The organism is Bradyrhizobium diazoefficiens USDA 110, assembly GCF_000011365.1.
Taxonomy (GTDB): domain Bacteria; phylum Pseudomonadota; class Alphaproteobacteria; order Rhizobiales; family Xanthobacteraceae; genus Bradyrhizobium; species Bradyrhizobium diazoefficiens.
Window position 1 is genome coordinate 1,597,055 of sequence record NC_004463.1, and the last position, 22,755, is coordinate 1,619,809.

General features: G+C 65.5%; 19 protein-coding genes. 12 read left to right on the forward strand and 7 right to left on the reverse strand.

The features are described from left to right. Window positions 1-67: 67 nt before the first annotated feature. Complete coding sequence (locus BJA_RS07510) at window positions 68-1,180, reverse strand: AI-2E family transporter (protein WP_028173484.1); 1,113 nt, start codon at window positions 1,178-1,180, stop codon at window positions 68-70. A gap of 207 nt (window positions 1,181-1,387) precedes the next feature. Between BJA_RS07510 and BJA_RS07515 the strand changes: the two genes are divergently transcribed. After that, window positions 1,388-2,194, forward strand: coding sequence for a L,D-transpeptidase (locus tag BJA_RS07515; protein ID WP_038965377.1), 807 nt, complete (start codon window positions 1,388-1,390; stop codon window positions 2,192-2,194). A gap of 17 nt (window positions 2,195-2,211) precedes the next feature. Further along, window positions 2,212-2,862: a DUF2865 domain-containing protein gene (locus tag BJA_RS07520; RefSeq protein WP_011084285.1), complete on the forward strand. Its 651-nt coding sequence runs from the start codon at window positions 2,212-2,214 to the stop codon at window positions 2,860-2,862. Between the two features lie 363 nt (window positions 2,863-3,225). Here the strand turns inward: BJA_RS07520 and BJA_RS07525 are convergent, their stop codons facing one another. Both BJA_RS07525 and BJA_RS07530 read right to left on the reverse strand, forming a co-directional pair. Further along, window positions 3,226-5,319, reverse strand: coding sequence for a methyl-accepting chemotaxis protein (locus BJA_RS07525; protein WP_011084286.1), 2,094 nt, complete (start codon window positions 5,317-5,319; stop codon window positions 3,226-3,228). A gap of 262 nt (window positions 5,320-5,581) precedes the next feature. Beyond that, complete coding sequence (locus BJA_RS07530; protein ID WP_038965374.1) at window positions 5,582-7,675, reverse strand: methyl-accepting chemotaxis protein; 2,094 nt, start codon at window positions 7,673-7,675, stop codon at window positions 5,582-5,584. A gap of 272 nt (window positions 7,676-7,947) precedes the next feature. On the opposite strand from BJA_RS07530, the gene BJA_RS42195 reads away from it, so the two are divergent. After that, entirely contained in the window at window positions 7,948-8,103 is a 156-nt protein-coding gene (locus tag BJA_RS42195; protein ID WP_011084288.1) for a Thivi_2564 family membrane protein, read from the forward strand. Window positions 8,104-8,178: 75 nt separating this feature from the next. Here the strand turns inward: BJA_RS42195 and BJA_RS07535 are convergent, their stop codons facing one another. The 4 genes from BJA_RS07535 to cysD all read right to left on the reverse strand — a co-directional run bounded on the left by BJA_RS07535 (window position 8,179) and on the right by cysD (window position 13,804). Continuing rightward, window positions 8,179-8,379 carry a CsbD family protein gene (locus BJA_RS07535; protein WP_027544225.1) on the reverse strand — a complete coding sequence of 67 codons (201 nt, stop codon included), beginning with the start codon at window positions 8,377-8,379 and terminating at the stop codon, window positions 8,179-8,181. Window positions 8,380-8,509: 130 nt separating this feature from the next. Beyond that, on the reverse strand, window positions 8,510-10,675 hold the full coding sequence (locus BJA_RS07540; protein ID WP_011084290.1) for a malate synthase G: 2,166 nt from the start codon (window positions 10,673-10,675) through the stop codon (window positions 8,510-8,512). A 397-nt stretch (window positions 10,676-11,072) separates the two neighbouring features. Then, window positions 11,073-12,989, reverse strand: coding sequence for an adenylyl-sulfate kinase (gene cysC / locus BJA_RS07545; protein ID WP_011084291.1), 1,917 nt, complete (start codon window positions 12,987-12,989; stop codon window positions 11,073-11,075). A gap of 20 nt (window positions 12,990-13,009) precedes the next feature. After that, the gene (gene cysD / locus BJA_RS07550) at window positions 13,010-13,804 is read right to left on the reverse strand and encodes a sulfate adenylyltransferase subunit CysD (RefSeq protein WP_011084292.1); all 795 of its coding nucleotides are present in this window, start codon (window positions 13,802-13,804) and stop codon (window positions 13,010-13,012) included. Between the two features lie 245 nt (window positions 13,805-14,049). Here cysD and cysG point away from each other — a divergent pair, with 245 nt between their 5' ends. From cysG to BJA_RS07595, 9 genes are all read left to right on the forward strand, one after another. Further along, the gene (gene cysG, locus BJA_RS07555; RefSeq protein ID WP_011084293.1) at window positions 14,050-15,474 is read left to right on the forward strand and encodes a siroheme synthase CysG; all 1,425 of its coding nucleotides are present in this window, start codon (window positions 14,050-14,052) and stop codon (window positions 15,472-15,474) included. Beyond that, the gene (locus tag BJA_RS07560; protein WP_011084294.1) at window positions 15,471-15,779 is read left to right on the forward strand and encodes a DUF2849 domain-containing protein; all 309 of its coding nucleotides are present in this window, start codon (window positions 15,471-15,473) and stop codon (window positions 15,777-15,779) included. The genes cysG and BJA_RS07560 overlap by 4 nt, the downstream gene beginning before the upstream one ends. Window positions 15,780-15,807: 28 nt before the next feature. Beyond that, window positions 15,808-17,463: a nitrite/sulfite reductase gene (locus BJA_RS07565; protein ID WP_011084295.1), complete on the forward strand. Its 1,656-nt coding sequence runs from the start codon at window positions 15,808-15,810 to the stop codon at window positions 17,461-17,463. Beyond that, a complete protein-coding gene (locus BJA_RS07570) occupies window positions 17,450-17,965 on the forward strand; it encodes a DUF934 domain-containing protein (protein ID WP_011084296.1) in 516 nt (171 codons plus the stop codon). The genes BJA_RS07565 and BJA_RS07570 overlap by 14 nt, the downstream gene beginning before the upstream one ends. Beyond that, window positions 17,962-18,693 carry a phosphoadenylyl-sulfate reductase gene (locus BJA_RS07575; RefSeq protein ID WP_011084297.1) on the forward strand — a complete coding sequence of 244 codons (732 nt, stop codon included), beginning with the start codon at window positions 17,962-17,964 and terminating at the stop codon, window positions 18,691-18,693. The genes BJA_RS07570 and BJA_RS07575 overlap by 4 nt, the downstream gene beginning before the upstream one ends. A gap of 124 nt (window positions 18,694-18,817) precedes the next feature. Continuing rightward, window positions 18,818-19,819 carry a sulfate ABC transporter substrate-binding protein gene (locus BJA_RS07580; protein WP_038965384.1) on the forward strand — a complete coding sequence of 334 codons (1,002 nt, stop codon included), beginning with the start codon at window positions 18,818-18,820 and terminating at the stop codon, window positions 19,817-19,819. A gap of 70 nt (window positions 19,820-19,889) precedes the next feature. Next, complete coding sequence (gene cysT / locus BJA_RS07585; protein WP_162494196.1) at window positions 19,890-20,696, forward strand: sulfate ABC transporter permease subunit CysT; 807 nt, start codon at window positions 19,890-19,892, stop codon at window positions 20,694-20,696. 11 nt (window positions 20,697-20,707) lie between these two features. Next, window positions 20,708-21,619, forward strand: coding sequence for a sulfate ABC transporter permease subunit CysW (gene cysW / locus BJA_RS07590; protein WP_011084300.1), 912 nt, complete (start codon window positions 20,708-20,710; stop codon window positions 21,617-21,619). Continuing rightward, window positions 21,609-22,643, forward strand: a complete 1,035-nt coding sequence (locus BJA_RS07595) for a sulfate/molybdate ABC transporter ATP-binding protein (protein ID WP_011084301.1) — start codon at window positions 21,609-21,611, stop codon at window positions 22,641-22,643. Before cysW ends, BJA_RS07595 begins: the two co-directional genes overlap by 11 nt. Window positions 22,644-22,755: the final 112 nt, after the last annotated feature.

Sequence of the window (22,755 nt, forward strand, 5' to 3'; positions counted from 1 at the left end):
GAACTGTTGGCGGTGAGATGGGCGGAAAACGTTTCGTCGTGACGGAAGTTCCGTTCGCGGGAGCCCGTCACGCCTGCGGGAGCTGCGGCGAATTCTCCGGCAACAGATGCTCCTTAAGGATGAGCCCCACGATCAGGAGCGGCGACGACAGAAACGCGCCCATTGGTCCCCACAGCCAGGTCCAGAAGGCCAGCGCGATGAAGACGGCGAGTGCGTTCAGCGACAACCTGCGACCGATGATGGTCGGCGTGACGAAGTGTCCCTCCAGGAAGGTGATGCCGCCGAAGGCGAGCCCCGCCATCAGTCCGCCGCCCAGCGTCGGGAAGGCGACGAGCCCCACCACGATCAGGACGATGAACATCGCGATCGGTCCTATGATCGGGATGAAGTTGAGCGCCGCCGCGAGTGCGCCGAGCCCGGCCGGATTTGGCATGCCGGTGATCGCGCAGATAATGCCGGTCGCGACGCCCACGCCGATATTGATGACGGTGACGGTCAACAGGTAGTTGCCGAGGTGAACCTCGATCTCGTTCAGAATCCGCAGCGTGCGCAGCCGCGCGTCGCGGTCGCCGAAATTCATGATCAGCGCCCGCCGCAGGTCGCGCCAGCTCGCGATGAACAGGATCAGGGTGGCAAAGAACAGCAGGAATTCGGCGAAGGTGGGCGAGAGGAATTCCAGCGTCGGCTGGACCCATTCGGCCTTCGGCAGCGGCAGGCTTGGCAGCCCCTCTGAGCCGCCGACCATGGTTTGCAGCTCCTTCCAGAGCGCCAGCGGCCGGTCGAAAACGTGCAGCTTCTCCTTCAACTGCGCGCCCAGCTCCGGCAGGCGCGAGCTCCATTCCATTGCGGGCACGGCAATCAGCGCGACGACGAAGGCGACCACCGTCGTCACCGCGGTCACGATCAGCACGGCGCCAAGCGCGCGCGGCACGCCCCGCCGTTCCAGAAAGCTTGCGGCCGGCGAGAGCATGGTACCGGCGACGACAGCCATCACCACCGGAAGGAAGAACGCCTTGGCGAAATACAGCACCCCGATCACGGCGATCAGGAGCAGGCCGGCGAGGGCGTAGGCGACGAACTCGGTGCGGCGAATGACCGGCGGCAGCTCGCTATGGCTGTCGGGGAGTGGGGCGCCTTCGCCGTTGCCGGAAATCAGACGTTCACTGGGAAGGACGCGCACAATTTCTCTCCCGCACGGAGGTGTCCGGGCGCCCATTGGTCATCAGGAAACGCCGGAGGGGTGCTGCGGTTCCATCGCGGCTTCGTGAAGTTGCGCTCGCTTGACTGTGACGTCGACGCCGCAGAAGGCGGCGGAACTTGAGTCGGCCCGGCTGCGTTTGTTGGCAAGCCGCATCACCTGAGATGCACGCACCCAATGGGGCAGCACATGACAAAGGTCTCTTTAGTCCGTCGCAGCTTCTCGCCGCGCGCCGCCGCCGCTTTTGCCTTCGCAACCGCTCTGCTCGCGGTGCCTTTCGGCAGCGCAAATGCGCAGACGCTGGGCTATGCGCCGATGCAACCGCAGGCGTATTTGCCGCAGCCACAGGCGTATCAACAAGACCCGAGCTATTCGCAAGGTTATGTCAGCGAGCCGGCGCAGACGGCCGACGAGGATGCCCAGTTGCCCGATCGGCTGCGCAAGCAGGTCGTCAGCTTCGACCGCAGCGAGCCGGCCGGCACGATCGTGATCGATACCGGCAATACGTACCTCTATTACGTGCTCGGCAACGGTCGGGCGATCCGCTACGGCGTCGGCGTCGGCCGCGAGGGCTTCACCTGGTCGGGCGTCCAGAGCGTCAGCCGCAAGGCGGAATGGCCGGACTGGCATCCGCCGGCCGAGATGATCGCGCGCCAGCCCTATCTGCCGCGCTTCGTCGCCGGCGGTCCCGGCAATCCGCTCGGCGCGCGCGCGATGTATCTGGGCTCGAGCGAATACCGCATCCACGGCACCAACGATCCCACCACCATCGGCAAGTTCGTCTCTTCCGGCTGCATCCGCATGACCAACGAAGACGTCACCGATCTGTTCAGCCGCGTCAATATCGGCGCCAGGGTCGTGGTGCTGCCGAAGAACGCGCCGCTGATGGCGAAGGGCAGCGACAGGGGGAGTGATTCTTGGCGCAAGCGTCCCGCGGCGACGACGCTGCCCTCGGGCCGGCAGGCCCTGAACATCTCGACGTCGGCCGTGAACTGAGAGTTGGGTGAGGTGACATGAAGAGACGTTCGATCAGCAAACTGGCCGGTGGCGCCGCGGCGTTCTGCGCCGCCGCATCTTTCGGCCTCGCGCTGACGCCGGCGCATGCGGAGGATTTCTTCTCGGCGCTGTTCGGTGGCTTCCGGATGCGCCCGCCGCCGGAGATCCGGATGCCGTTTCCCAATGACGACATGCCGCGCTACGACACGCCGCGGCAGCGGGCGTCCTACGGCGGTGGCGCCGCCTATTGCGTCCGCGGCTGCGATGGCCGTTACTTCCCGGCGCAAGGAAACGATGCCGAGAGCAAGGCGCAGTCCTGCAAGAGCTTCTGCCCGACCTCGGAAACATCGCTGGTCTATGGCAGCAACATCGACGACGCCACGACCGAGGGCGGGAAATCCTATTCCGACCTGCCGAACGCGTTCCGCTATCGCAACGAGATCGTGTCGGGTTGCACCTGCAACGGCAAGGATCCGGTCGGCCTCGCCCAGATCAAGATCGAGGACGACCCCACCCTGCGCAAGGGTGACATCGTCGCGGGCGCCGATGGCCTGGTGGTCGCCAGCCGCAACGCTGGCGATCGCCGCGGAGTCGCGATGAACTTCTCCCCGCTGCCGGACTCGGTCCGCGCCAGATTCCGCCAGGTGCCGGTGGTGGCGAAGGAGTAGCCCCTGTCGTCCTGGCGAAAGCCAGGACCCATTACCCCGAATGCGAGTTTGGCGGCACGCAGATAACCACCAGCCTGCCCATTGCGGTGGCCGGTGATTATGGGTCCTGGCTTTCGCCAGGACGACATCTCGCGTGATGCAATGCCCGTGCCCCAATCTCCGCTGTCGTCCCGGACAAGCGCGCCCAAAGCGCGCGTAGATCCGGGATCCATAGCCACAGGGCGTGGTTTGGCGAAGACTCGGAGTTGCCAGCTCGCATCCTAACTTCTCCTTGTGGCTGGGTCCCGGCCCCCCGTGCGCGATTGCGACTAGGCCGGGACGACACCGAAGGAGCGGCTACGGCTTTCTCTCCAACCCGCAGCCCTACGCCGCGCGGATCTTGCCCAGGAAGTCGCTGACCTGCTGGCCGAGCTGGCGGCTTTGCGTCTCCAGCGTTTCCGACGCCTGCTTGACGTTGTCAGCGGCGCCGGCGGCGGTGTCGGCGTCGGCCTTCACGCCGGTGATGTTGTCGGAGACGTTCTTGGTGCCCTGCGCAGCATATTGCGTGCTGCGGGTGATCTCCTGCGTCGCCGCGCCCTGCTCCTGAACGGCGGCGGCGATGGCGGTGGCGACCTCGTTGACCTCCCCGATGATGCCGCCGATGGCCTGGATCGCGTTGATGGCGTCGCCCGCGACCTTCTGGATGTCGGCGATCTGCCCGGAGATCTCTTCGGTCGCCTTCGCCGTCTGGCTCGCCAGCGACTTCACCTCGGATGCGACCACCGCAAAGCCGCGGCCGGCCTCGCCGGCACGCGCGGCCTCGATCGTGGCATTGAGCGCCAGCAAATTGGTCTGCGCCGCGATGGTGTTGATCAGCCCGACGACCTCGCCGATCCGCCCTGCGGACTGCGCCAGCCCCTGAACGGTGCCGTCGGTCTCGCGGGCCTGATTGACGGCCCGGCTGGCGATGCCGGCGGCATGGGCCGCCTGCTGGCTGATGTCGTTGATCGAGGCAGAGAGCTCCTCGGCGGCCGCCGCGACACTGTCCACGCTGGTGGAGGCGTCGTTGGACGCCTTGCCGGCGACCTCGACGCGCTCATTGGTCTGGCGCGACACCGCGGAAAGGTCGCCCGCGGTCTTGCGCATCTCGCCGGAGGCCTCGCTCAGCTCGCCCAGCGACTTGCGCACCACGCCCTCGAACTCGCCGACATAGCTCTCCATCGCGCGCTGGCGCGCGGCGGCGCCGGCGTTGCGCTCGCGCTCCTGCTCCTCGATCTTGAGCTTGTCGATCGCCTGCTGCCTGAACGTCTCCAGCGCTCCCGCAAGCGAGCCGATCTCGTCGTGACGGTCGAGATAGCCGCTGTCGACGGCAAGGTCACCGCCGGCGACCTTGAGCATGGCGTCGCGAATCCGGTGCAGCGGCGTGATCACGCGGCGGCTGACCGCGAGCATCGCGGCGCCGGTCAGGACGATCGCGGCGAGGAGCAGGGCGGTATTGACGATCAGCGATTCCACCGCGGTCGCGCGCTGGGCCGCGGAATGTTCCTTTGCCGCCTCGAGCGCGGCGTCGGCGAGCTTGATCGCGCTCGCCATACGGCCAACCGAATAGGGGCTCCACTGGTTCGCCGTCATCGACGGTTTCTCGCCCTTGGCGACCGCGGCAATGATGCCGTCGCGCGTGGTGGCGTATTGTGGATCGAAATAAACCGCCTTAGCGTTCGCCATGGCCGCGGCGAGCGCCGGCGGCAATTGCATGCCGACCGTGGCGAGCTCGATCGCATTCCAGGCTGTGTCGGTGCCGCCAACGAATTTGGTATAGGCGAGCTGAAGCTCGGGCGTGATCTTGCCGGTGCCGAGCGCGTTGCCGACGATCAGCGAGGACTCGCCGGCACTCAGGCGCAAGAGCCAGGCCATCTGCTTGATCATCAGGAGCTGGTCGATGACCGCGTCCTGATGATTGACGCTCGCGCCGAGCATCGGCGCCAGCTTTTCGAGGATCGCCATCAGTCCATCCTCGGCGTCGGTATATTCCTTGGCGAGTGCTGCGCGGCGCGAAGCCTTGGGCTTGGCGACTTCGGTCCAGAATTCCGCCTGCTTCTCAAGCAACACCTTGTTCAGCCGGCCGACGTCCGACACCATCGTCTCGCCCTGCGGCAAGTCGATGGAGGGAAGAATCTCGGTGGCGCGCGCCAGCGCCGGCATCAGAATGTCGCGGATTCCGCGGATATATCTTTCGATGTCCTGGTCCAACTGGACGTCCGAGGTGAGCTGGCGGCTGCTGGTCGAACGGTCGGCACGGATGTTCGCCATCGCCTTGAACACTTCTGCCGATGCGGCCGAGACCGCGACGATCCGGTTGGCGGCTTGCAGCCGGCCCCATGAGCTCCATGCGCTGATCGAGAAGCCGATCACGACGACGAATGCGGTGGACAGGATTACCGCCTTCAGCAGTGCGGATACGGTCAGGCGGTTGAGCATCGGACACCCCGGTACGCGTTTCGAAGTTCGTGGCCCCGAACGGCAGCCCCCACGAACTTCGAAGGACCAAAGGGTTGCACGTGACAGAAGTACCTGCCTTGCGGCAGGCGCTTGAGGCGCATTTGGCCCGAAAAGGGTAAAAACTTAGACAGTGGTGCTGCCGTAAAATTACTGGGGCATTGAGGGTTGGCACCCACCATCGTCGTCCTGGCGAAAGCCAGGACGACATCGGGGTGTGTGGCCGGCCACGCGCCTATGAAGCCTAAGCCGCGCGGATCTTGCCAAGGAAGCCGGTGACGTCCTCGCCGAGCTGGCGGCTTTGGCTCTCCAGCGTCTCGGAGGCGTGTTTGACGTTGTCCGCGGCGGCTGCGGCGGCATCCGCATCGGCTCTGACGCCGGTGATGTTGTCGGAGACGTTCCTGGTGCCCTGCGCCGCAAATTGCGTGCTGCGGGTGATCTCCTGCGTCGCCGCACCCTGCTCCTGCACGGCGGCCGCGATCGCGGTCGCGACCTCGTTCACCTCGCCGATGATGCCGCCGATGGTCTGGATTGCGTTGATGGCGTCGCCGGCCACCCGCTGGATGTCGGCGATCTGCTCGGAGATTTCCTCGGTGGCCTTGGCCGTCTGGCTCGCCAGCGACTTCACCTCGGAGGCGACCACGGCAAAGCCGCGGCCGGCTTCGCCGGCGCGCGCCGCCTCGATCGTGGCGTTGAGCGCCAGCAAATTGGTCTGCGCCGCAATGGTGTTGATGAGGCCGACGACCTCGCCGATGCGTCCGGCGGATTTTGCCAGGCCCTGCACGGTGCCGTCGGTTTCGCGCGCCTGGGTGACGGCGCGACCGGCGATACCCGCGGCATGGGCGGCCTGCTGGCTGATGTCGTTGATCGAGGCGGAGAGCTCCTCGGCGGCGGCCGCCACGCTGTCGACGCTCATGGAGGCATCGTTGGAGGCCTTGCCGGCGACTTGCACGCGGTCGTTGGTCTGGCGCGACACCGCGGACAGATCGCCCGAGGTCTTGCGCATCTTGCCGGAGGCCTCGCTCAATTCGCCGAGCGTCTTGCGCACCGCGTCCTCGAACTCGCCGACATAGACCTCGATCGCGCGCTGGCGGGCCGAAGCGCCCGCATTGCGCGCGCGCTCCTGCTCTTCGATCTTGAGTTTGTCGGTCGCTTGCTGCTTGAACGCCTCCAGCGCGCCGGCGAGCGCGCCGATCTCGTCCTTGCGGTCGAGATAGCCGCTGTCCACGGCAAGGTCGCCGCCGGCGACCTTTAGCATGGCATCGCGCATGGTGTTGAGCGGATGGATGACGCGGCGGTTGACCAGCATGATGGCACCGACGGCGAGGCCGACGGCGAGCGCCAGAAGTGCGAGCTGCATGACGAGTGCGCGTTGAGCTGCGGAGCGCTGTTCCAGCGTATGGCTCTTGGCGGCATCGAGAGCGGCTTCCGCCACCGCGACCGCGCTGGAGAGACGGCCGACGGTGACCGGGCTCCACTGGTTGGCGGTCATCTCGGCTTTCTCGCCCTTGACCAGCGTGTCCGCGAGACGGTCTCGCAGCGCGAGATATTGCGGCTCGAAATAGGCGGTCTTGGCCGCGGCCAGGGCGGAGGCAAGCGCCGGCGGCAACTGCATGCCCGAGGTCGTCAATTCCAGCGCCTTCCACATCGCCGACGTGCCGCCGACATGTTGGGTGTAGTTGTACCGGGCTTCGGGGGTGATCTTGCCGGCGGCAAGACCGATCGAGACGATCAGCGAGGCTTCGCCCGCGGTGTTGCGCAGCAGCCAGGCGTTCTGCTTGATCGACAGTAGCTGGTCGATCACGGCGTCCTGGTGGTTGACGGTGGCGGCGAGGACGTTCGAGAGCTTGTCGAGCGTCTCGAGCAGGCCTTGCGTCGTCTCCATATACTCCTTCGGCAGGCCCGCGCGGCGCTGGTCCTTGGGCTTGGCCACGTCCTCCCAGAACTGCTTCTGCTCCTCGATCAGCAGCTTGTTGAGGCGCGCGAGCTCCGGCACCAGCGTGCCTGATTGCGAGAAGTCGATGTTCGGCAGCAGCTCCAGCGCATGTGCCATCGCTGGCATCTGCGCATCGCGCAGCGCACGCAAATACTTCTCGATCTCGGAATCCATCGGCTCGGTCGCGTTCAGGAGCCGGTTGGTGGTCGAGCGGTCGGTGCGCAGATTGTGCATCGCCTTGAACAGATCGGCGGAAGCGTCGGCGATCTGCGAAATGCGGTTGGCGGTCTTGAGGCGATCCCAGGATTCATAGGCGGTGAGCGAGAGCGCGATCACCACACAGACCGACGTGATCGCGATCACCGCCTTCAGCAGCGCGGATACGGTCAGACGATAGAGCATCGAAGTCCCCCCAAATTCCCATTGCAAATTTCGTGAAGACGCCCGGCAACATCGGCAAACGGGGGCGCGGCAGATCGGCAATCGCACGCCGTTTGCGCTTCAGGGGCTCAAACGGTTTCTGCATCTGAAAGGAAAAGGGTAAAGTTTTAGGCAGCCGGCCTGCCGGTAGAAGTGCGCATTTACTAGAAGTTGCAATGGGTTGCCCGGGTGGAACCGTCGCGCGAGACAGGCGTTAGGTTATCGTTAGCAATCTGCCTGAAGGGGGCCTCGCGATGCTGGTCGGCGTACTCGTCACCTTTCTCGTCGTCATTCTCGTGCTCTATCTCATCAACATGTTGCCGATGGACGGCCGCGCCAAGCAGATCGCGCGCGTGGTCGTCATCATCATTGGTGTGGTGTCGCTGTTGAAATATCTCACGGTATTCTAGCGGGCGCGCCGCTACGATGCTTCGAAATGAAAAGCCCCGGCGAAAGCCGGGGCTTGGTCTGCGTTCCCGAGCACGCTAGTGCAGCGTCTTGAGCCAGTCGTCGACGTCCTGACGAACCTGGTCCTTGGCCTTGCCGTAACGTTCCTGCAGCCGGCCTTCGAGCTGCTCGCGACGACCCTCGATCAGTTTGAGGTCGTCGTCGGTGAGCTTGGCCCACTTCTCCTTGGCCGATCCCTTGAACTGCTTCCAGTTTCCTTCGATGCGGTTCCAATCCATGACCATCTCCCGTTGGTTGATGGCCCGACAACGCGAGCGGTGCGCAGCCGTTCCTCCTCGCGCCGCGACGTTTCGCCCAACAAAAAAGCCCCGGCTCGCGCCGGGGCTTTTGACATTTCGGTGACCGGGCCTAGCCCGCCGCCTTCGCCTCGCGGCGGCGCGCGGTGAGGATGTACTCGGTGTAGCCGTTCGGCTGCTCGCGGCCCTTGAAGATCAGGTCGCAGGCGGCCTTGAAAGCGACGCCGTCGAAGGCGGGCGCCATCGGCTTGTAGATGGCATCGCCCGCGTTCTGCTTGTCGACGACGACGGCCATGCGCTTCAGCGATTCCATCACCTGCGCCTCGGTGATCACGCCCTGGTGCAGCCAGTTGGCGAGGTGCTGGCTGGAGATGCGCAAGGTGGCGCGGTCTTCCATCAGGCCGACGTCGTGGATGTCGGGCACCTTGGAGCAGCCGACGCCCTGGTCGATCCAGCGCACGACATAGCCGAGGATGCCCTGGCAGTTGTTGTCGATCTCCTGCTTGACGTCGTCGGGCGCCCAGTTCGACTTCGACACCGGAATGGTGAGGATGTCGGACAGCTTCGCGCGCGGTCCGCCCTTGGTCAGCTCCTCCTGGCGCGCGATGACGTTGACCTGGTGGTAGTGCAGCGCGTGCAACGTCGCGGCGGTCGGCGAGGGGACCCAGGCGGTGGTGGCGCCGGCCTGCGGATGGGCGAGTTTCTGCGCAAGCATGTCCGCCATCTTGTCGGGCGCGGCCCACATGCCCTTGCCGATCTGGGCGTGGCCGGGAAGGCCGTCGATCAGGCCCATGTCGACGTTCCAGTCCTCGTAGGCCTTGATCCAGGCCTGCGCCTTCATCTCGTTCTTGCGGATCATGGGGCCGGCTTCCATCGAGGTGTGGATCTCGTCGCCGGTGCGGTCGAGGAAGCCGGTGTTGATGAACATGATGCGCTTGGAGGCGCGCTGGATGCAGGCCTTGAGGTTGACGGTGGTGCGCCGCTCCTCGTCCATGATGCCGACCTTGAGCGTATTCTCCGGCAGGCCGAGCATCTTCTCGACGCGGTCGAAAATCTCGCACGTGAACGACACCTCGTCCGGGCCGTGCATCTTCGGCTTGACGATATAGGCAGATCCCGTGCGGCTGTTCTTGACCTTCGAATTGCCCTTGAGGTCGTGGATCGCAAGCAGGCCGGAGACGGCGGCGTCGAGCAGGCCCTCCGGGACCTCCTCGCCCCTTTCGTCCAGCACCGCGTCGGTAAACATGTGGTGACCGCAATTGCGCATCAGCAGCAGGCTGCGGCCGTGCAATTTCACCTCGCCCTTGCCGTCCGGCGTCTTGTAGCTGCGGTCGGCGTTGAGCGAACGGGTCAGCGTCTTGCCGCCCTTCTCGAAGTCGGCCGAGAGCGTGCCGTTCATCAGGCCGAGCGTGTTGCGGTAGACCAGCACCTTGTCCTCGGCGTCGACCGCGGCAACCGAGTCCTCCATGTCGAGAATGGTCGAGACCGCGGCCTCCATGACCATGTCGGCGACGCCGGCGGGATCGTCCTTGCCGATCGCGCTGTTGCGGTTGATCGTCACCTCGACATGCAGGCCGTTGTTGACGAGCAGCACCGCGCTCGGCGCGGCCGCATCGCCCTGGAAGCCGGCGAACTGCGCGGCGTTCTTCAGCGCGGTCGCATTGCCGCTCTTCAGCTTCACCGCGAGCTGGCCCGCGACGATGCTGTAGGCGGTGACGTCGGTGTGGCTGCCAGTCGCGAGCGGCACGGCGGCGTCGAGGAAGGCCTTGGCCTTCGCGATCACTTTGTCGCCGCGCGCCTTGTTGTAACCCTTGCCGCTCTCGGACGGATCGTGCGGGATCGCGTCGGTGCCGTAGAAGGCGTCATAGAGCGAGCCCCAGCGTGCGTTCGCCGCGTTCAGCGCATAGCGCGCATTGGTGAGGGGGACGACGAGCTGCGGGCCGCAGATCTTGCCGATCTCCTCGTCCACATTGGCGGTCTCGACCTTCTGCGTCGCCGGCTCCGGGACGAGATAGCCGATCTCCTTCAGGAAGGCGGTATAGGCATTGAGGTCGAACGCCTTGCCCTTGTTGGCGCGATGCCAGTCGTCGATCTTGGCCTGTAGCGCGTCGCGCAACGCCAGCAGCGCCCGGTTCTTCGGCCCAAGGTCCTTGATGATGGCGGCAACCCCGGCCCAGAACGCATCCGGCGCGATCCCCGTTTTCGGGGCCGCTTCCTTGGCGATGAAGTCAAACAGAACAGGAGCGATCTTCAATCCGTGGGCGTCGACGCGTTTCATGATGGGCTTTCTTGTTGGAAATGGCTGTTTTTTGGCTGCTTTTGACCCGACAGCAGCAAAATGCGCCCACAGGGGGCGGCTTTCGGGACCTATTAGCCCCAAAATCGGGGCGGTGAGAAGACCCCTGGGGGGTTGTCAAAATGTCAAGAAGCGGTGGGCGGGCCGGCTCGTTTTACAAACGCTTGAGCCCGGCTGGGCGCCAAGCGCACAACTGCGCTCCCTCCCCCCTTGCGGGGGAGGGCGGGGGAGAGGGGTAGCCCAGGTCGGCGAGAAGAACTTTCGCCCGCTGGAGGGAGTCCCTGTGTGGACCCCTCTCCCTAGCCCTCCCCCGCAAGGGGGGGAGGGAACGCGGGAGAGCGTGGAGACAGAGCGCGGCGTCTCGTGGAAAGCACTCGCCTCAAATATTCGCGGCGAGATCCACGACTTCGTCGAACAGCACGCCGGTGGTCTTCAGCATCTGCTCAATCTCGTCGGCGGCTTCAGTGACCGTCCGTGTCGACGTGTCGATCACGAGCTCGGCCGCTTGCGGCGTCTCGTAGTCGTTGCCGATGCCGGTGAACGACGCCAGCGCGCCGGCGCGGGCCTTCTTGTAATGGCCCTTCGGATCGCGCTCCTCGCAGACGCCGGCCGGTGTCGCGACGTGGATCTCGCGGAACGCGGTGTCGGCAATGCGGCGCGCGGTGGCGCGGTCCTCGCGGGCGGGCGAGACGGCGGCGACGATCGCGATGTGGCCGTTGCGGGCGAGATGCGTCGCGACCTCGGCGAGACGGCGGATGTTCTCGCTGCGGTCGGACGCGGAGAAGCCGAGATCGTTGTTGAGTCCAGCCCGCAGCGTGTCGCCGTCGAGCAGGATCGGCGAGCCGCCATTGGTGAACAGCCGCCGCTCCAGCGCCTTCGCCAGCGTCGACTTGCCGGAGGCCGGCAGGCCGGTGAGCCAGACCACGGCGCCGTTGTGCTGATAGCGCGCAGAGCGCTCGTCGGGGCGGAGCGCCGATTCCACCGGCACGATGTCGACCGGCACGGCGCGCTGGCCGGCATCGACCGACAGCACGAGACCGCCGCCGGCGATGCGCCCGGAGACCTCGATCACCAGACGTCCGGTGCGCGGATTCTCGGTGTAGGGATCGGTGGCGATCGGATTCGAAAGAGAGATGTCGATCTCGCCGACATGGTTGCGGCCGATCGCCTTGTTCTCGACGCTCGACAATTCGCCCGGATCGACCGCCTTCTCGATCGCCACCACGGTGGCGCGGCTTTCCTTCGGCCCGCAGCGGACCAGGAGCTGGTCGCCCTTGGCCAGCGGCTTGTCGTGCAGCCAGAAGATGCGCGCGCGCAAGCGGCGCGTCTCGCGCGGGGCACTGCCCGCATGCGCGACGATGTCGCCGCGCTCGATGAACAATTCGCGGTCGAGCGTGATGCCGACCGAGCGGCCCGCGCCCTGCCGTCCGGCAATCGGCGTCGCCGGCCAGCTCTCGACCGTCTTGATCTTGGCGATCTTGCCGGCCGGCATGATCACGATCTCGTCGCCGGCAACCAGGCTGCCGGATTCGATGCGGCCCGCCACGATGCGGCGGTCGTCGAACTTGTAGATCGCCTGCACCGGCAGCCGCAGCGCCAGCGCTTCCAGCGGGCGCGCCGGCTCGAGCTGGTCCAGCGCCTCGACCACGGTCGGTCCCTTGTACCAGCCGATGCGGTCGGTGCGCGTCGCGACGCCATCACCGTCGCGCGCGGAGATCGGGATCACGGCCGTCGGCGTCACGCCGAGGCCGTTGAGATGCGCGGAAATCTCGTCGCTGATCGCCTGGAAGCGATCGGCGGAGAAATCCACGCGGTCCATCTTGTTGACGACGATCGCAACCTGCTTCACGCCGAGCAGATGCAGGAGATAGCCGTGCCGCCTGGTCTGGTCGCGCACGCCCTCGAGCGCGTCGATGATCAGCACCGCGCCGTCGGCCTGCGAGGCGCCGGTGATCATATTGCGCAGGAATTCGGCATGGCCGGGCGCGTCGATCAGCACGATGTCGCGCGAATTGGTGCGGAAGCGGATCTGCGTGGTGTCGATGGTGATGCCCTGGTCGCGCTCGGTCTGGAGCGCGTCGAGCAGGAACGACCATTCGAACGGCATGCCGCGCCGCGCGCTGACGGCCTTCAGCATCTCCAGCTTGCCGTCGGGCAGGCTGCCGGTCTCGTGCAGGAGGCGGCCGACCAGCGTCGACTTGCCGTGGTCGACATGGCCGACGATGACGATGCGGACCTGCGGGCGCGTGGTGCCGTTCGGGGTCGCGGGCGAAGCGGGGGTGACGATCATGTTCATGGCCGCGTTGCGTCCTGAGGTCAGAGATAGCCGGCGACGCGCAGACGCTCGAAGGCGTCTTCGGTCTCGTGGTCGAGCGCGCGTCCCGCGCGCTCCGGCACCTTGGTCTGCTCGAGCTCGACCAGGATCTCCTCGATGGTCGACGCAGTCGAATTCACCGGATTGGTGATGTCCTGATCGCCCAGCGAGCGGTAGCGCTTGCCGTTTTGCGACAGATAGAGCGGGATGATCGGGATGTTCTCGCGCTTGGTGTAGGCCCAGATGTCGGCCTCGGTCCAATGCAGGATCGGATGGATGCGCAAATGCGCGCCTTGCGGCGGCGAGGCGTTGAAATGATCCCAGAACTCAGGCGGCTGGTCGCGCACGTCCCAATTGCCTTCGAGACCGCGCGGCGAGAACACGCGCTCCTTGGCGCGGGTGGCCTCCTCGTCGCGGCGGATGCCGGCGATCAGGCCGTCGAAGCCGTATTTGCCGAGTGCCATCTTGAGGCCTTCGGTCTTGCGCGCAGCGGAACGGGCGGCCGGCGGCAGCGTTGGGTCGACGGCATCGATGGGCGGGCAGGGCTCGACGCGTAGGTCGAGATCCCACTCCTTCCCGTAATGATCGCGGAAGCGATACATCTCCGGAAACTTCTTGCCGGTGTCGACATGGAGGGCCGGGAACGGCATGCGGCCGAAGAACGCCTTGCGCGCCAGCCAGATCATGACGTTGGAGTCCTTGCCGAGCGACCACAGCAGGGCGATCTTCTTCAGACGGGCGAAGGCCTCGCGGAAAATGTAGATGCTCTGCGCCTCGAGCTGGTCCAGATGGTCCATGCTGGGCGCAACATCAGCAGAAAATTCTTGCGAGCCCGAGCGCCCGGTGAGGGCGGGGCTGCTCACTCCGACAGCTGCGGAATCGTCCTTGAGAAGATGCATCTCTGCCACTTTGCGTTTGGAGGCGAAAATTCTATAGTTGCAGCGCAGGAGAGAAGAAAAAATTTTCTCTTTGCGCGCTCGAAACGACACATATATAGAAAATAATTCCAGTCAACCCCGGAAGTGGGGGAAGCGAGTATCGTATGCGGTTCTTGCCGGTGTTCCTCGATCTCAAGGCCGGTCCGGTGGTCCTCATCGGTGCGGGTGAGCTTTTGCGCGCCAAGCTGCGCGTGCTCACTGCGGCCGGTGCGCGCATCCGCGTGCACGCGATCGACGGCAATCAGGACATGGGCCTTAGCTCCGAGGACGCGGCGCGCGTCGACATCGCGACCGGCGATCCGCTCATCGCCGATCTCTCAGGCGTCATCGCGATCGTCTGCGCCGGGGCGGGCGATGTCGGCGTTGCGATGTCGGCGCGGGCGAAGGCGCTCGGCCTGCCGGTCAACGTCATGGACGATCTCGAGCATTCCAGCTTCATCTTCCCGGCCATCGTCGATCGCGGCGATGTCGTGGTCGCGGTCGGCACCGGCGGCACCTCTCCGGTGGTGGCGCGGCGCGTGCGCGAGAAGATCGAGGCGCTGCTGCCTGCGCGCATCGGCGAGCTCGCCGAGTTCATCGGCGACTTCCGCAAATCCATCAACGAGCGCATTGCCGAGTTTCCGCTGCGCCGCCGCTTCTGGGAGCGCGTCATCGACGGCCCGATCGGTGGTGCCGTGCTCGCCGGCCGCAAGGGCGAGGCGGACGCGGCGCTCAAGGCCATTGCCGATCCCGCCGCGTTCGCGCGTGCCGACAAGCCGGAAGGCTCCGTTGCGCTGGTCGGCGCCGGTCCGGGCGATCCCGATCTTCTCACTATCAAGGCGCTGCGCGCGCTCCAGGACGCCGACATCGTCTTCCATGACGAGCTGGTCTCGCGCGAAATTCTCGATCGCATCCGCCGCGACACGACGCGCGTTGCGGTCGGCCGCCGCGTCGGCAAGCCCGGCATCGGCCAGGACGCCATCAACACGCGCATGATCGAGGCCGCGCAGTCAGGTCAGCGCGTGGTGCGGCTGAAGGGCGGCGATCCCTTCGTGTTCGGCCGCGGCGGCGAAGAGGTCGAAGCGCTGCGCTCGGCGGGCGTTGCCTATTCGATCATTCCCGGCATCACCGCCGGGCTCGGCGGCGCCGCCGATTTCGAGGTGCCGCTCACCTATCGTCATGAAGCGACCCGCATCACCTTCCTCACCGCGCACAGGGCGCGCGATGCGGAAGCCGTGGACTGGTCGACGCTCACCGACACCAAGATGACCGTCGTGGTCTACATGGGCATGACCGCGGCACCGGCCGTGCGCGCAGGCCTGTTCGCCGCCGGCCGCTCGCCCGAAACGCCGGTCGGCGTGTTCGCCCGCGTCACGCGGCCCGATGCGCAAGGCGCGATCGGCACGCTGCGCGATCTTCCCGAGCTCGTGCGGCGGACCCATGGCGGTCCTGCCATGCTCATCATCGGCGACGTGGTCCGGCATGCCGGCTCGCTTCGCCGCCAGACACCCAAGCAAATCATCTCCGACCTATTGGATGCTGCCGAATGACCTCTCCTCTGCAACAAAAGCTGAAAATTACGGGTCCCTCCGTTGTGACCGCCAACCGGACCTGGGACGGCGTCGTCGTCTATCGCACGGCTGCCAGGGGCTGGTCCGTGGAACTGACGGATGCCGCGATCGTGCGAAACTCGGACGAAGCGAAAGCGTTGCTCGCCGAGGCCGTGGCCGATGACGTCGGCGCGATCGGCCCCTATATCGCGCCGGTGCAAGTCGACGAGGCCGGCAAGATCCTGCCGGGTAATCTGCGTGAGCAGATTCGCCGCGATGGCGTGACGATCGGCTTGCCCGTCTGAATGTTGGCAGAGCTGTAAGGCATTCTTCATGTACGCTTACGACGAAATCGACCGCACGCTGGTCAACGAGCGCGTCTCGGAATTCCGCGACCAGGTGCAGCGCCGTCTCTCGGGCGAGCTCACCGAAGACGAATTCAAGATGCTGCGCTTGCAGAACGGCGTCTATCTGCAACTCCACGCCTACATGTTTCGCGTCGCGATTCCCTACGGCACGCTGGCGTCGAACCAGTTGCGGGCGCTTGCCCATGTCGCGCGCAAATACGACCGCGGCTACGGCCATTTTACCACGCGCCAGAACATCCAGTTCAACTGGATCAAGCTGTCGGACCTGCCGGACGCGCTGGCCGATCTCGCCGAGGTCGGCATCCACGCGATGCAGACCTCCGGCAACAACATGCGCAACGTCACCTCGGACCAGTGGGCCGGCGTCGCGCCCGGTGAGATCGAGGATCCCCGCATCTGGTCGGAGCTGATCCGCCAGCACACCACGCTGCATCCGGAATTCTCGTTCCTGCCGCGCAAGTTCAAGATCGCGATCACCGCGTCGGACCACGACCGTGCCGCGATCAAGGTCCACGATATCGGCCTGCGCCTGATCAAGAACGAGAAGGGCGAAACCGGCTTCGAGGTCCTGGTCGGCGGCGGTCTCGGCCGCACGCCGTTCATCGGCAAGACCATCAAGCACTTCGTGCACGGCCGCGATCTCCTGAGCTACATCGAGGCCATCCTGCGCGTCTACAATCAGTACGGACGCCGCGACAACATCTACAAGGCCCGGATCAAGATCCTGGTGCACGAGCTCGGCATCGAGAAATTCTCCCGCGAGGTCGAGGAGGAGTGGCAGCACATCCGCAACTCCTCGCTCCAGATCGACGACGAGGTGATCGAGGACATCCGCTCGCGCTTCATCTATCCCGCTTACGAGAAGCTGCCGCACATGCCGGACGAGCTGCGGCAGGCCGCGGCCGATCCCGAGTTCGAGGCGTGGCGCAAGAACTCCGTCGCCCCGCACAAGAACCCGGGCTATTCCATCGTCACGATCTCGCTGAAGCCGATCGGCGCACCTCCGGGTGATGCCACCGCCGAGCAGATGGATGCGCTCGCCGATCTCGCCGACAGATATTCGTTCGGCGAAATCCGCGTCGGTCACGAGCAGAATCTGGCGCTGCCGCATGTCGCCAAGCGCGACCTGCCGGCGCTGTGGAAAGCGCTCGACAAGCTCGGGTTGGCGACCCCGAACGTCAATCTGATCACCGACATCATCGCCTGCCCGGGGCTCGACTATTGCTCGCTGGCGAATGCGCGCTCGATCCCGATCGCGCAGGAGCTGACGCGGCGCTTCGCCAACCACGAGCTCGCCAACCTGATCGGCCGGCTGCACATCAACATCTCCGGCTGCATCAATGCCTGCGGCCATCACCATGTCGGCCATATCGGCATTCTTGGCGTCGAGAAGAACGGCGAGGAGGTCTATCAGATCACCATCGGCGGCCGCGCCGACGAGGGCGCCGCGCTCGGCAATCTGATCGGCCCCGGCGTCAAGTTCGACGAGGTCGCCGACGTCGTCGAGGACATCGTGGAAGCCTATCTCGCGCTGCGCGCGCGCCCGGAGGAGCTGTTCATCGACACGGTGAAGCGCCTTGGCGTCGAACCCTTCAAGGAGCGCGTCTATGCCACTCGTTAACGGCGGAAAAATCGTCGACGACAGCTTCGTCAAGCTGGCGGTCGACACGCCGCTGCCGGAGGGCGGCGACATCCTGGTGCCGGCCGAGCGTTTCGTCGGTGAGGCCGATGCGTTGCTCAAGCGTGCCGGCAAGGTCGGCGTGATCTGGCCGAACAATCGCGACATCGACGAGCTCGTGCCGTATCTCGGCAAGGTCGCCGCCGTTGCGCTGGTGTTTCCGAGCTTCCGCGACGGACGCGCCTACAGTCAGGCGCGGCTGCTGCGCGAGCGCTACAACTATCGCGGTGAGCTGCGTGCCACCGGGCAGGTGCTGCGCGACCAGTTCGTGTTCATGCTGCGTGCGGGCTTCGATTCCTTCGAGGTCAAGAAGCAGGCCGACGCGGAAGCGTTCATGCAGACCGCAAAGCGTTATTCGGTGTTCTACCAGCCGACCGGCGACGGCCGGATCACGGCGCTGCACCGGCGCATGCAGTTGCGTCATTCAGAAGGTGTCGGCACGTGAACGCAATTGCGCCTCAGGTATCTCCTGTGTCCGTTTCCGCGCTGCCCTCTGCCGCGGAACTCGATCGCGCCTTGCGCGATGCCTCGCCCGCGGAGGTCATCGCCGCGGCCCTGAAGGCGGTCGGCCGCGACAAGCTTGCGCTGGTGTCGTCCTTCGGCACGGAATCGGCGACGCTTCTGAAGGTGATGGCGGACGTCGATCCGTCGATCCCCGTGATCTTCCTCGACACCGGCTGGCTGTTCGAGGAGACGCTCGCCTATCGCGACATGCTGATCGCGACGCTGGGGCTCAAGGACGTCCGCTCGATCAGGCCGGCGGAGGAGACGCTGTCGCGCGAGGATCCCGACCGCGACCTCTGGTTCTCCGATCCCGACGCCTGCTGCCGCATCCGCAAGGTGGAGCCGCTGGCGCGCGCGCTGAAGCCGTTCGACGCCTGGATCAACGGCCGCAAGCGCTTCCAGGGCAATGCGCGCGCCGACATTCCGGTGGTCGAGGACGACGGCGCGCGGTTGAAGTTCAACCCCTTCGCCAACGTTTCGCGCGAGGAACTCGAGGCGATTTTCGTCCGCGCCAAATTGCCGCGTCATCCACTGGCCGCCTCCGGTTTCCTGTCGGTTGGGTGTATGCCTTGCACCAGCAGAACGGCCGAAGGCGAGGATGCACGCGCCGGTCGCTGGCGCGGCCGGGCCAAGACAGAATGCGGCATCCACACGATGAAGACTTCGTAGCACAGTCAGGCTGCGACGCCGCGAACAAGAAAATCCGGTTCCGTTGACTTAGGAGCGGTTTGTCCCGAGTTATGCCCGTGTGCCATCGGCGACATCGACGTCGCTGAGGTGAATGGAGATGGACATGATGCGCCGTATCGTTCTGCTCGCGGCAGGCCTCCTGGCGACAGGCTTCTTGGCAAGCTCGGCTCTCGCTGCTGACATCAATCTTCTGAACGTGTCGTACGATCCGACGCGCGAGCTCTATGGCGAGTTCAACAAGGCGTTCGTGAACGCCTATCAGAAGGAAACCGGCAAGAGCGTCGAGATCAAGCAGTCGCATGGCGGCAGCGGATCGCAGGCGCGCGCGGTGATCGACGGATTGCAGGCCGATGTGGTGACGCTCGCGCTCGCCTATGACATCAATGCGATCGCGAGCAAGGGCCTCATTACGGCCGACTGGCAAAAGCGTCTGCCGCAGAATTCATCACCCTACACGTCCACCATCGTGTTCCTGGTGCGCAAGGGCAATCCGAAGGGCATCAAGGACTGGGACGACCTGCTCAAGCCGGGCGTCGCCGTGATCACGCCCAACCCGAAGACGTCGGGCGGCGCGCGCTGGAACTATCTGGCGGCCTGGGGCTTTGCGCAAAAGAAATACGGATCGGCCGACAAGGCCAAGGATTTCATCGGAAAGCTTTACCAGCAGGTGCCGGTGCTCGATACCGGCGCGCGCGGCGCCACCGTGACCTTCGTCGAGCGCGGCGTCGGCGACGTGCTGCTCGCCTGGGAGAACGAGGCCTATCTCGCGCTCAAGGAATTCGGTCCGGAAAAATTCGAGATCGTGGCGCCGCCGCTATCGATCCTGGCCGAACCGCCGGTCGCGATCGTCGACAAGGTCGCCGATAAAAAAGGCACCCGCAACGCCGCCGATGCCTACCTTCAGTACTGGTACACCAGAGAAGGCCAGGAGATCGCCGCGCGCAATTTCTACCGTCCGCGCGATGCCGCGATCGCCAAAAAGTATGAAAACTCGTTCGCCAAGGTCGAGCTGTTCACGATCGACGACGTTTTCGGCGGCTGGACCAAGGCGCAGAAGGAACATTTTGCCGACGGCGGCATTTTCGATCAGATCTACAAGAACTGATCGGGCGCTGTCTTAGGAGGCTGTAGCAGGGGGCCTGGTGAGCGCAGTTGTAGCAGCACGACGCCGGACATTGCCGGGCTTCGGTCTCACCATGGGGCTGACGCTTTCCTGGCTATCCATCATCATCCTGATTCCACTCGCCGGCCTGTTCCTGAAATCGCTCGAGCTGAGCCCCGAGCAGTTCTGGAACATCCTCTCCAGCCGCCGCACCCTGAATGCGCTGCGGGTCTCGTTTGGGCTCGCCTTCGCGGCGGCCTGCGTCAATCTGGTCATGGGCAGCATCATCGTCTGGGCGTTGGTGCGCTACCGGTTTCCCGGCCGGCGCCTGTTCGACGCCATCGTCGACGTGCCGTTCGCGCTGCCGACGGCGGTCGCCGGCGTCGCGCTGACCGCGCTGTTTGCCGAGAAGGGCTGGCTGGGCGCGCCGCTCGCCGCGCTTGGCATCAAGGTGGCGTTCACGCCGGTCGGCATCTTTGTCGCCATGATCTTCATCGGCATCCCCTTCGTGGTGCGCACCGTGCAGCCGGTGCTCCAGGATCTCGACCCCGAGATCGAGGAGGCCGCGGGCAGCCTGGGCGCGAGCCGCTGGCAGACCATCATCCGCGTGATCCTGCCTTCGCTCGCGCCGGCGCTGCTCGCGGGCCTCGCGCTCGCCTTCGCCCGCGCGGTCGGTGAATACGGTTCGGTGATCTTCATCGCCGGCAATTTGCCGAACGTCTCCGAGATCGCGCCATTGCTGATCGTGATCCGGCTCTCCGAATTCCGCTACGCCGATGCGACCGCCATTGCGGTGGTCATGCTCGTCGTCTCCTTCGTCATTATCTTCGCCGTCAACCGGCTCCAGCGCTGGGCGCAGAGCCGGATCCCGGCGCGCTGAGGGCGGATGCGATGACGATGCAGATGGCAGATTCCGTCTCGCTCTCGGCCTCGGACGCCAGGGCGCGCGCGCATGCGGCGGCCGCGCAGGACAACCTTCGCACCGAACCGCGCGCGGTGCGCATCGCCATCATCACGCTGGCGGTGCTGTTCCTCTCCGTCTTCGTCGTGTTGCCGCTGGTCGTCGTGTTCGCGCAGGCGTTCTCGAGAGGCATTCTGGCCTATCTTTCCGCGCTCGCCGACCCGGAGGCGTTGTCAGCGATCAAGCTGACGCTGCTGGTCGCCGCGATCTCGGTCGGCCTCAATCTCGTATTCGGCCTCGTCGCCGCCTGGGCCATCGCCAAGTTCGAGTTCAGCGGCAAGACCTTCCTGATCACGCTGATCGACCTGCCGTTCTCGGTGAGCCCGGTGATCTCGGGTCTCGTCTTCGTGCTGCTGTTCGGCGCGCAGGGCTATTTCGGCGGCTGGCTTAGGGATCACGACATCCAGATCCTGTTCGCTGTGCCCGGCATTGCGCTCGCGACCACCTTCGTGACCTTCCCCTTCGTGGCGCGCGCGCTGATCCCCCTGATGCAGGAGCAGGGCACGCAGGAAGAGGAAGCCGCGATCTCGCTCGGCGCCTCGGGCCTGCAAACCTTCTTCCGCGTCACGCTGCCGAACATCAAATGGGGCGTGCTCTACGGCGTCCTGCTCTGCAACGCGCGCGCGATGGGCGAGTTCGGTGCGGTGTCGGTCGTGTCGGGCCATATTCGCGGCGAGACCAACACCATGCCGCTGCTGGTCGAGATCCTCTACAACGAGTACCAGTTCGTCGCCGCATTCGCGATCGCCTCGCTGCTGGCGATGCTGGCGCTGATCACGCTGATCGCAAAGACCGTTCTCGAACGTCATCTGGACGAAGGACAGGACGCAAGTGACCATTGAAGTCAGGAATCTCGTCAAGAAGTTCGGCAGCTTTGCCGCCCTCGATGGCGTCAACCTCAAGGTCGACAATGGCGAGCTGCTGGCGCTGCTCGGGCCTTCGGGCTCCGGCAAGACCACGCTGCTGCGCATCATCGCTGGCCTCGACTGGCCCGACTCGGGCGAGGTCTCCTTCAACGGCGAGGACGCGCTGGCGCAGGGCGCGCGTGAGCGGCACGTCGGCTTCGTGTTCCAGCATTACGCACTGTTCCGCCACATGACGGTGTTCGAGAACGTCGCCTTCGGCCTGCGCGTGCAGCCGCGCGCGGTCCGGAAAGAGGAAGCCAGGATCCGCGCCCGGGTGAAGGAGCTGCTCGATCTCGTGCAGCTCGACTGGCTTGCCGACCGCTACCCGAGCCAGCTCTCCGGCGGCCAGCGCCAGCGCATCGCGCTCGCCCGCGCGCTCGCGATCGAGCCGCGCATCCTGTTGCTCGACGAGCCGTTCGGCGCGCTCGATGCGAAGGTGCGGAAAGAACTGCGCAAATGGCTGCGCTCGCTGCATCACGAGATCAACGTCACCTCGATCTTCGTCACCCACGACCAGGAGGAAGCGCTGGAAGTCGCCAACCGCGTCGTGGTGATGGACAAGGGCAGGATCGAGCAGATCGGCTCGCCCGAAGACGTCTATGAAAGCCCGGCGACTGCTTTTGTCCACGGCTTCATCGGCGAATCCATCGAGCTCCCGGTCAGGATTGACGACGGCGTGGTCCGGCTCGGCGAGCGGCCGCTCCGGCTTGCGGCGGACGGACTTGCGCCTGGCGCGTCGCGACTGTTCGTGCGGCGACATGACATGCTGGTCGGTCCGCCCGGCACTGGCGCCTTCGAGGGCGCCGTGCGGCATGTCCGGAATTTCGGCCCGGTGCAGCGGGCCGAGGTGGCGCTGTTCGGCGGCGAAACCATCGAGATCGACGCTCCCCGCGACAGGGAACTCCGCGCCGGAGACAGGGTCGGCCTCGAGCCCCGCCGCTACCGGATATTCGCGGGTTAACGCCCCGTCGTTCCGGGATGGTCCGAAGGACCAGACCTCAGGTGCGCAGTTGCGCACCGGGGAATCTCGAGATTCTCAGGTGCGCAATTGCGCACCCTAGTTCGATGCTTCG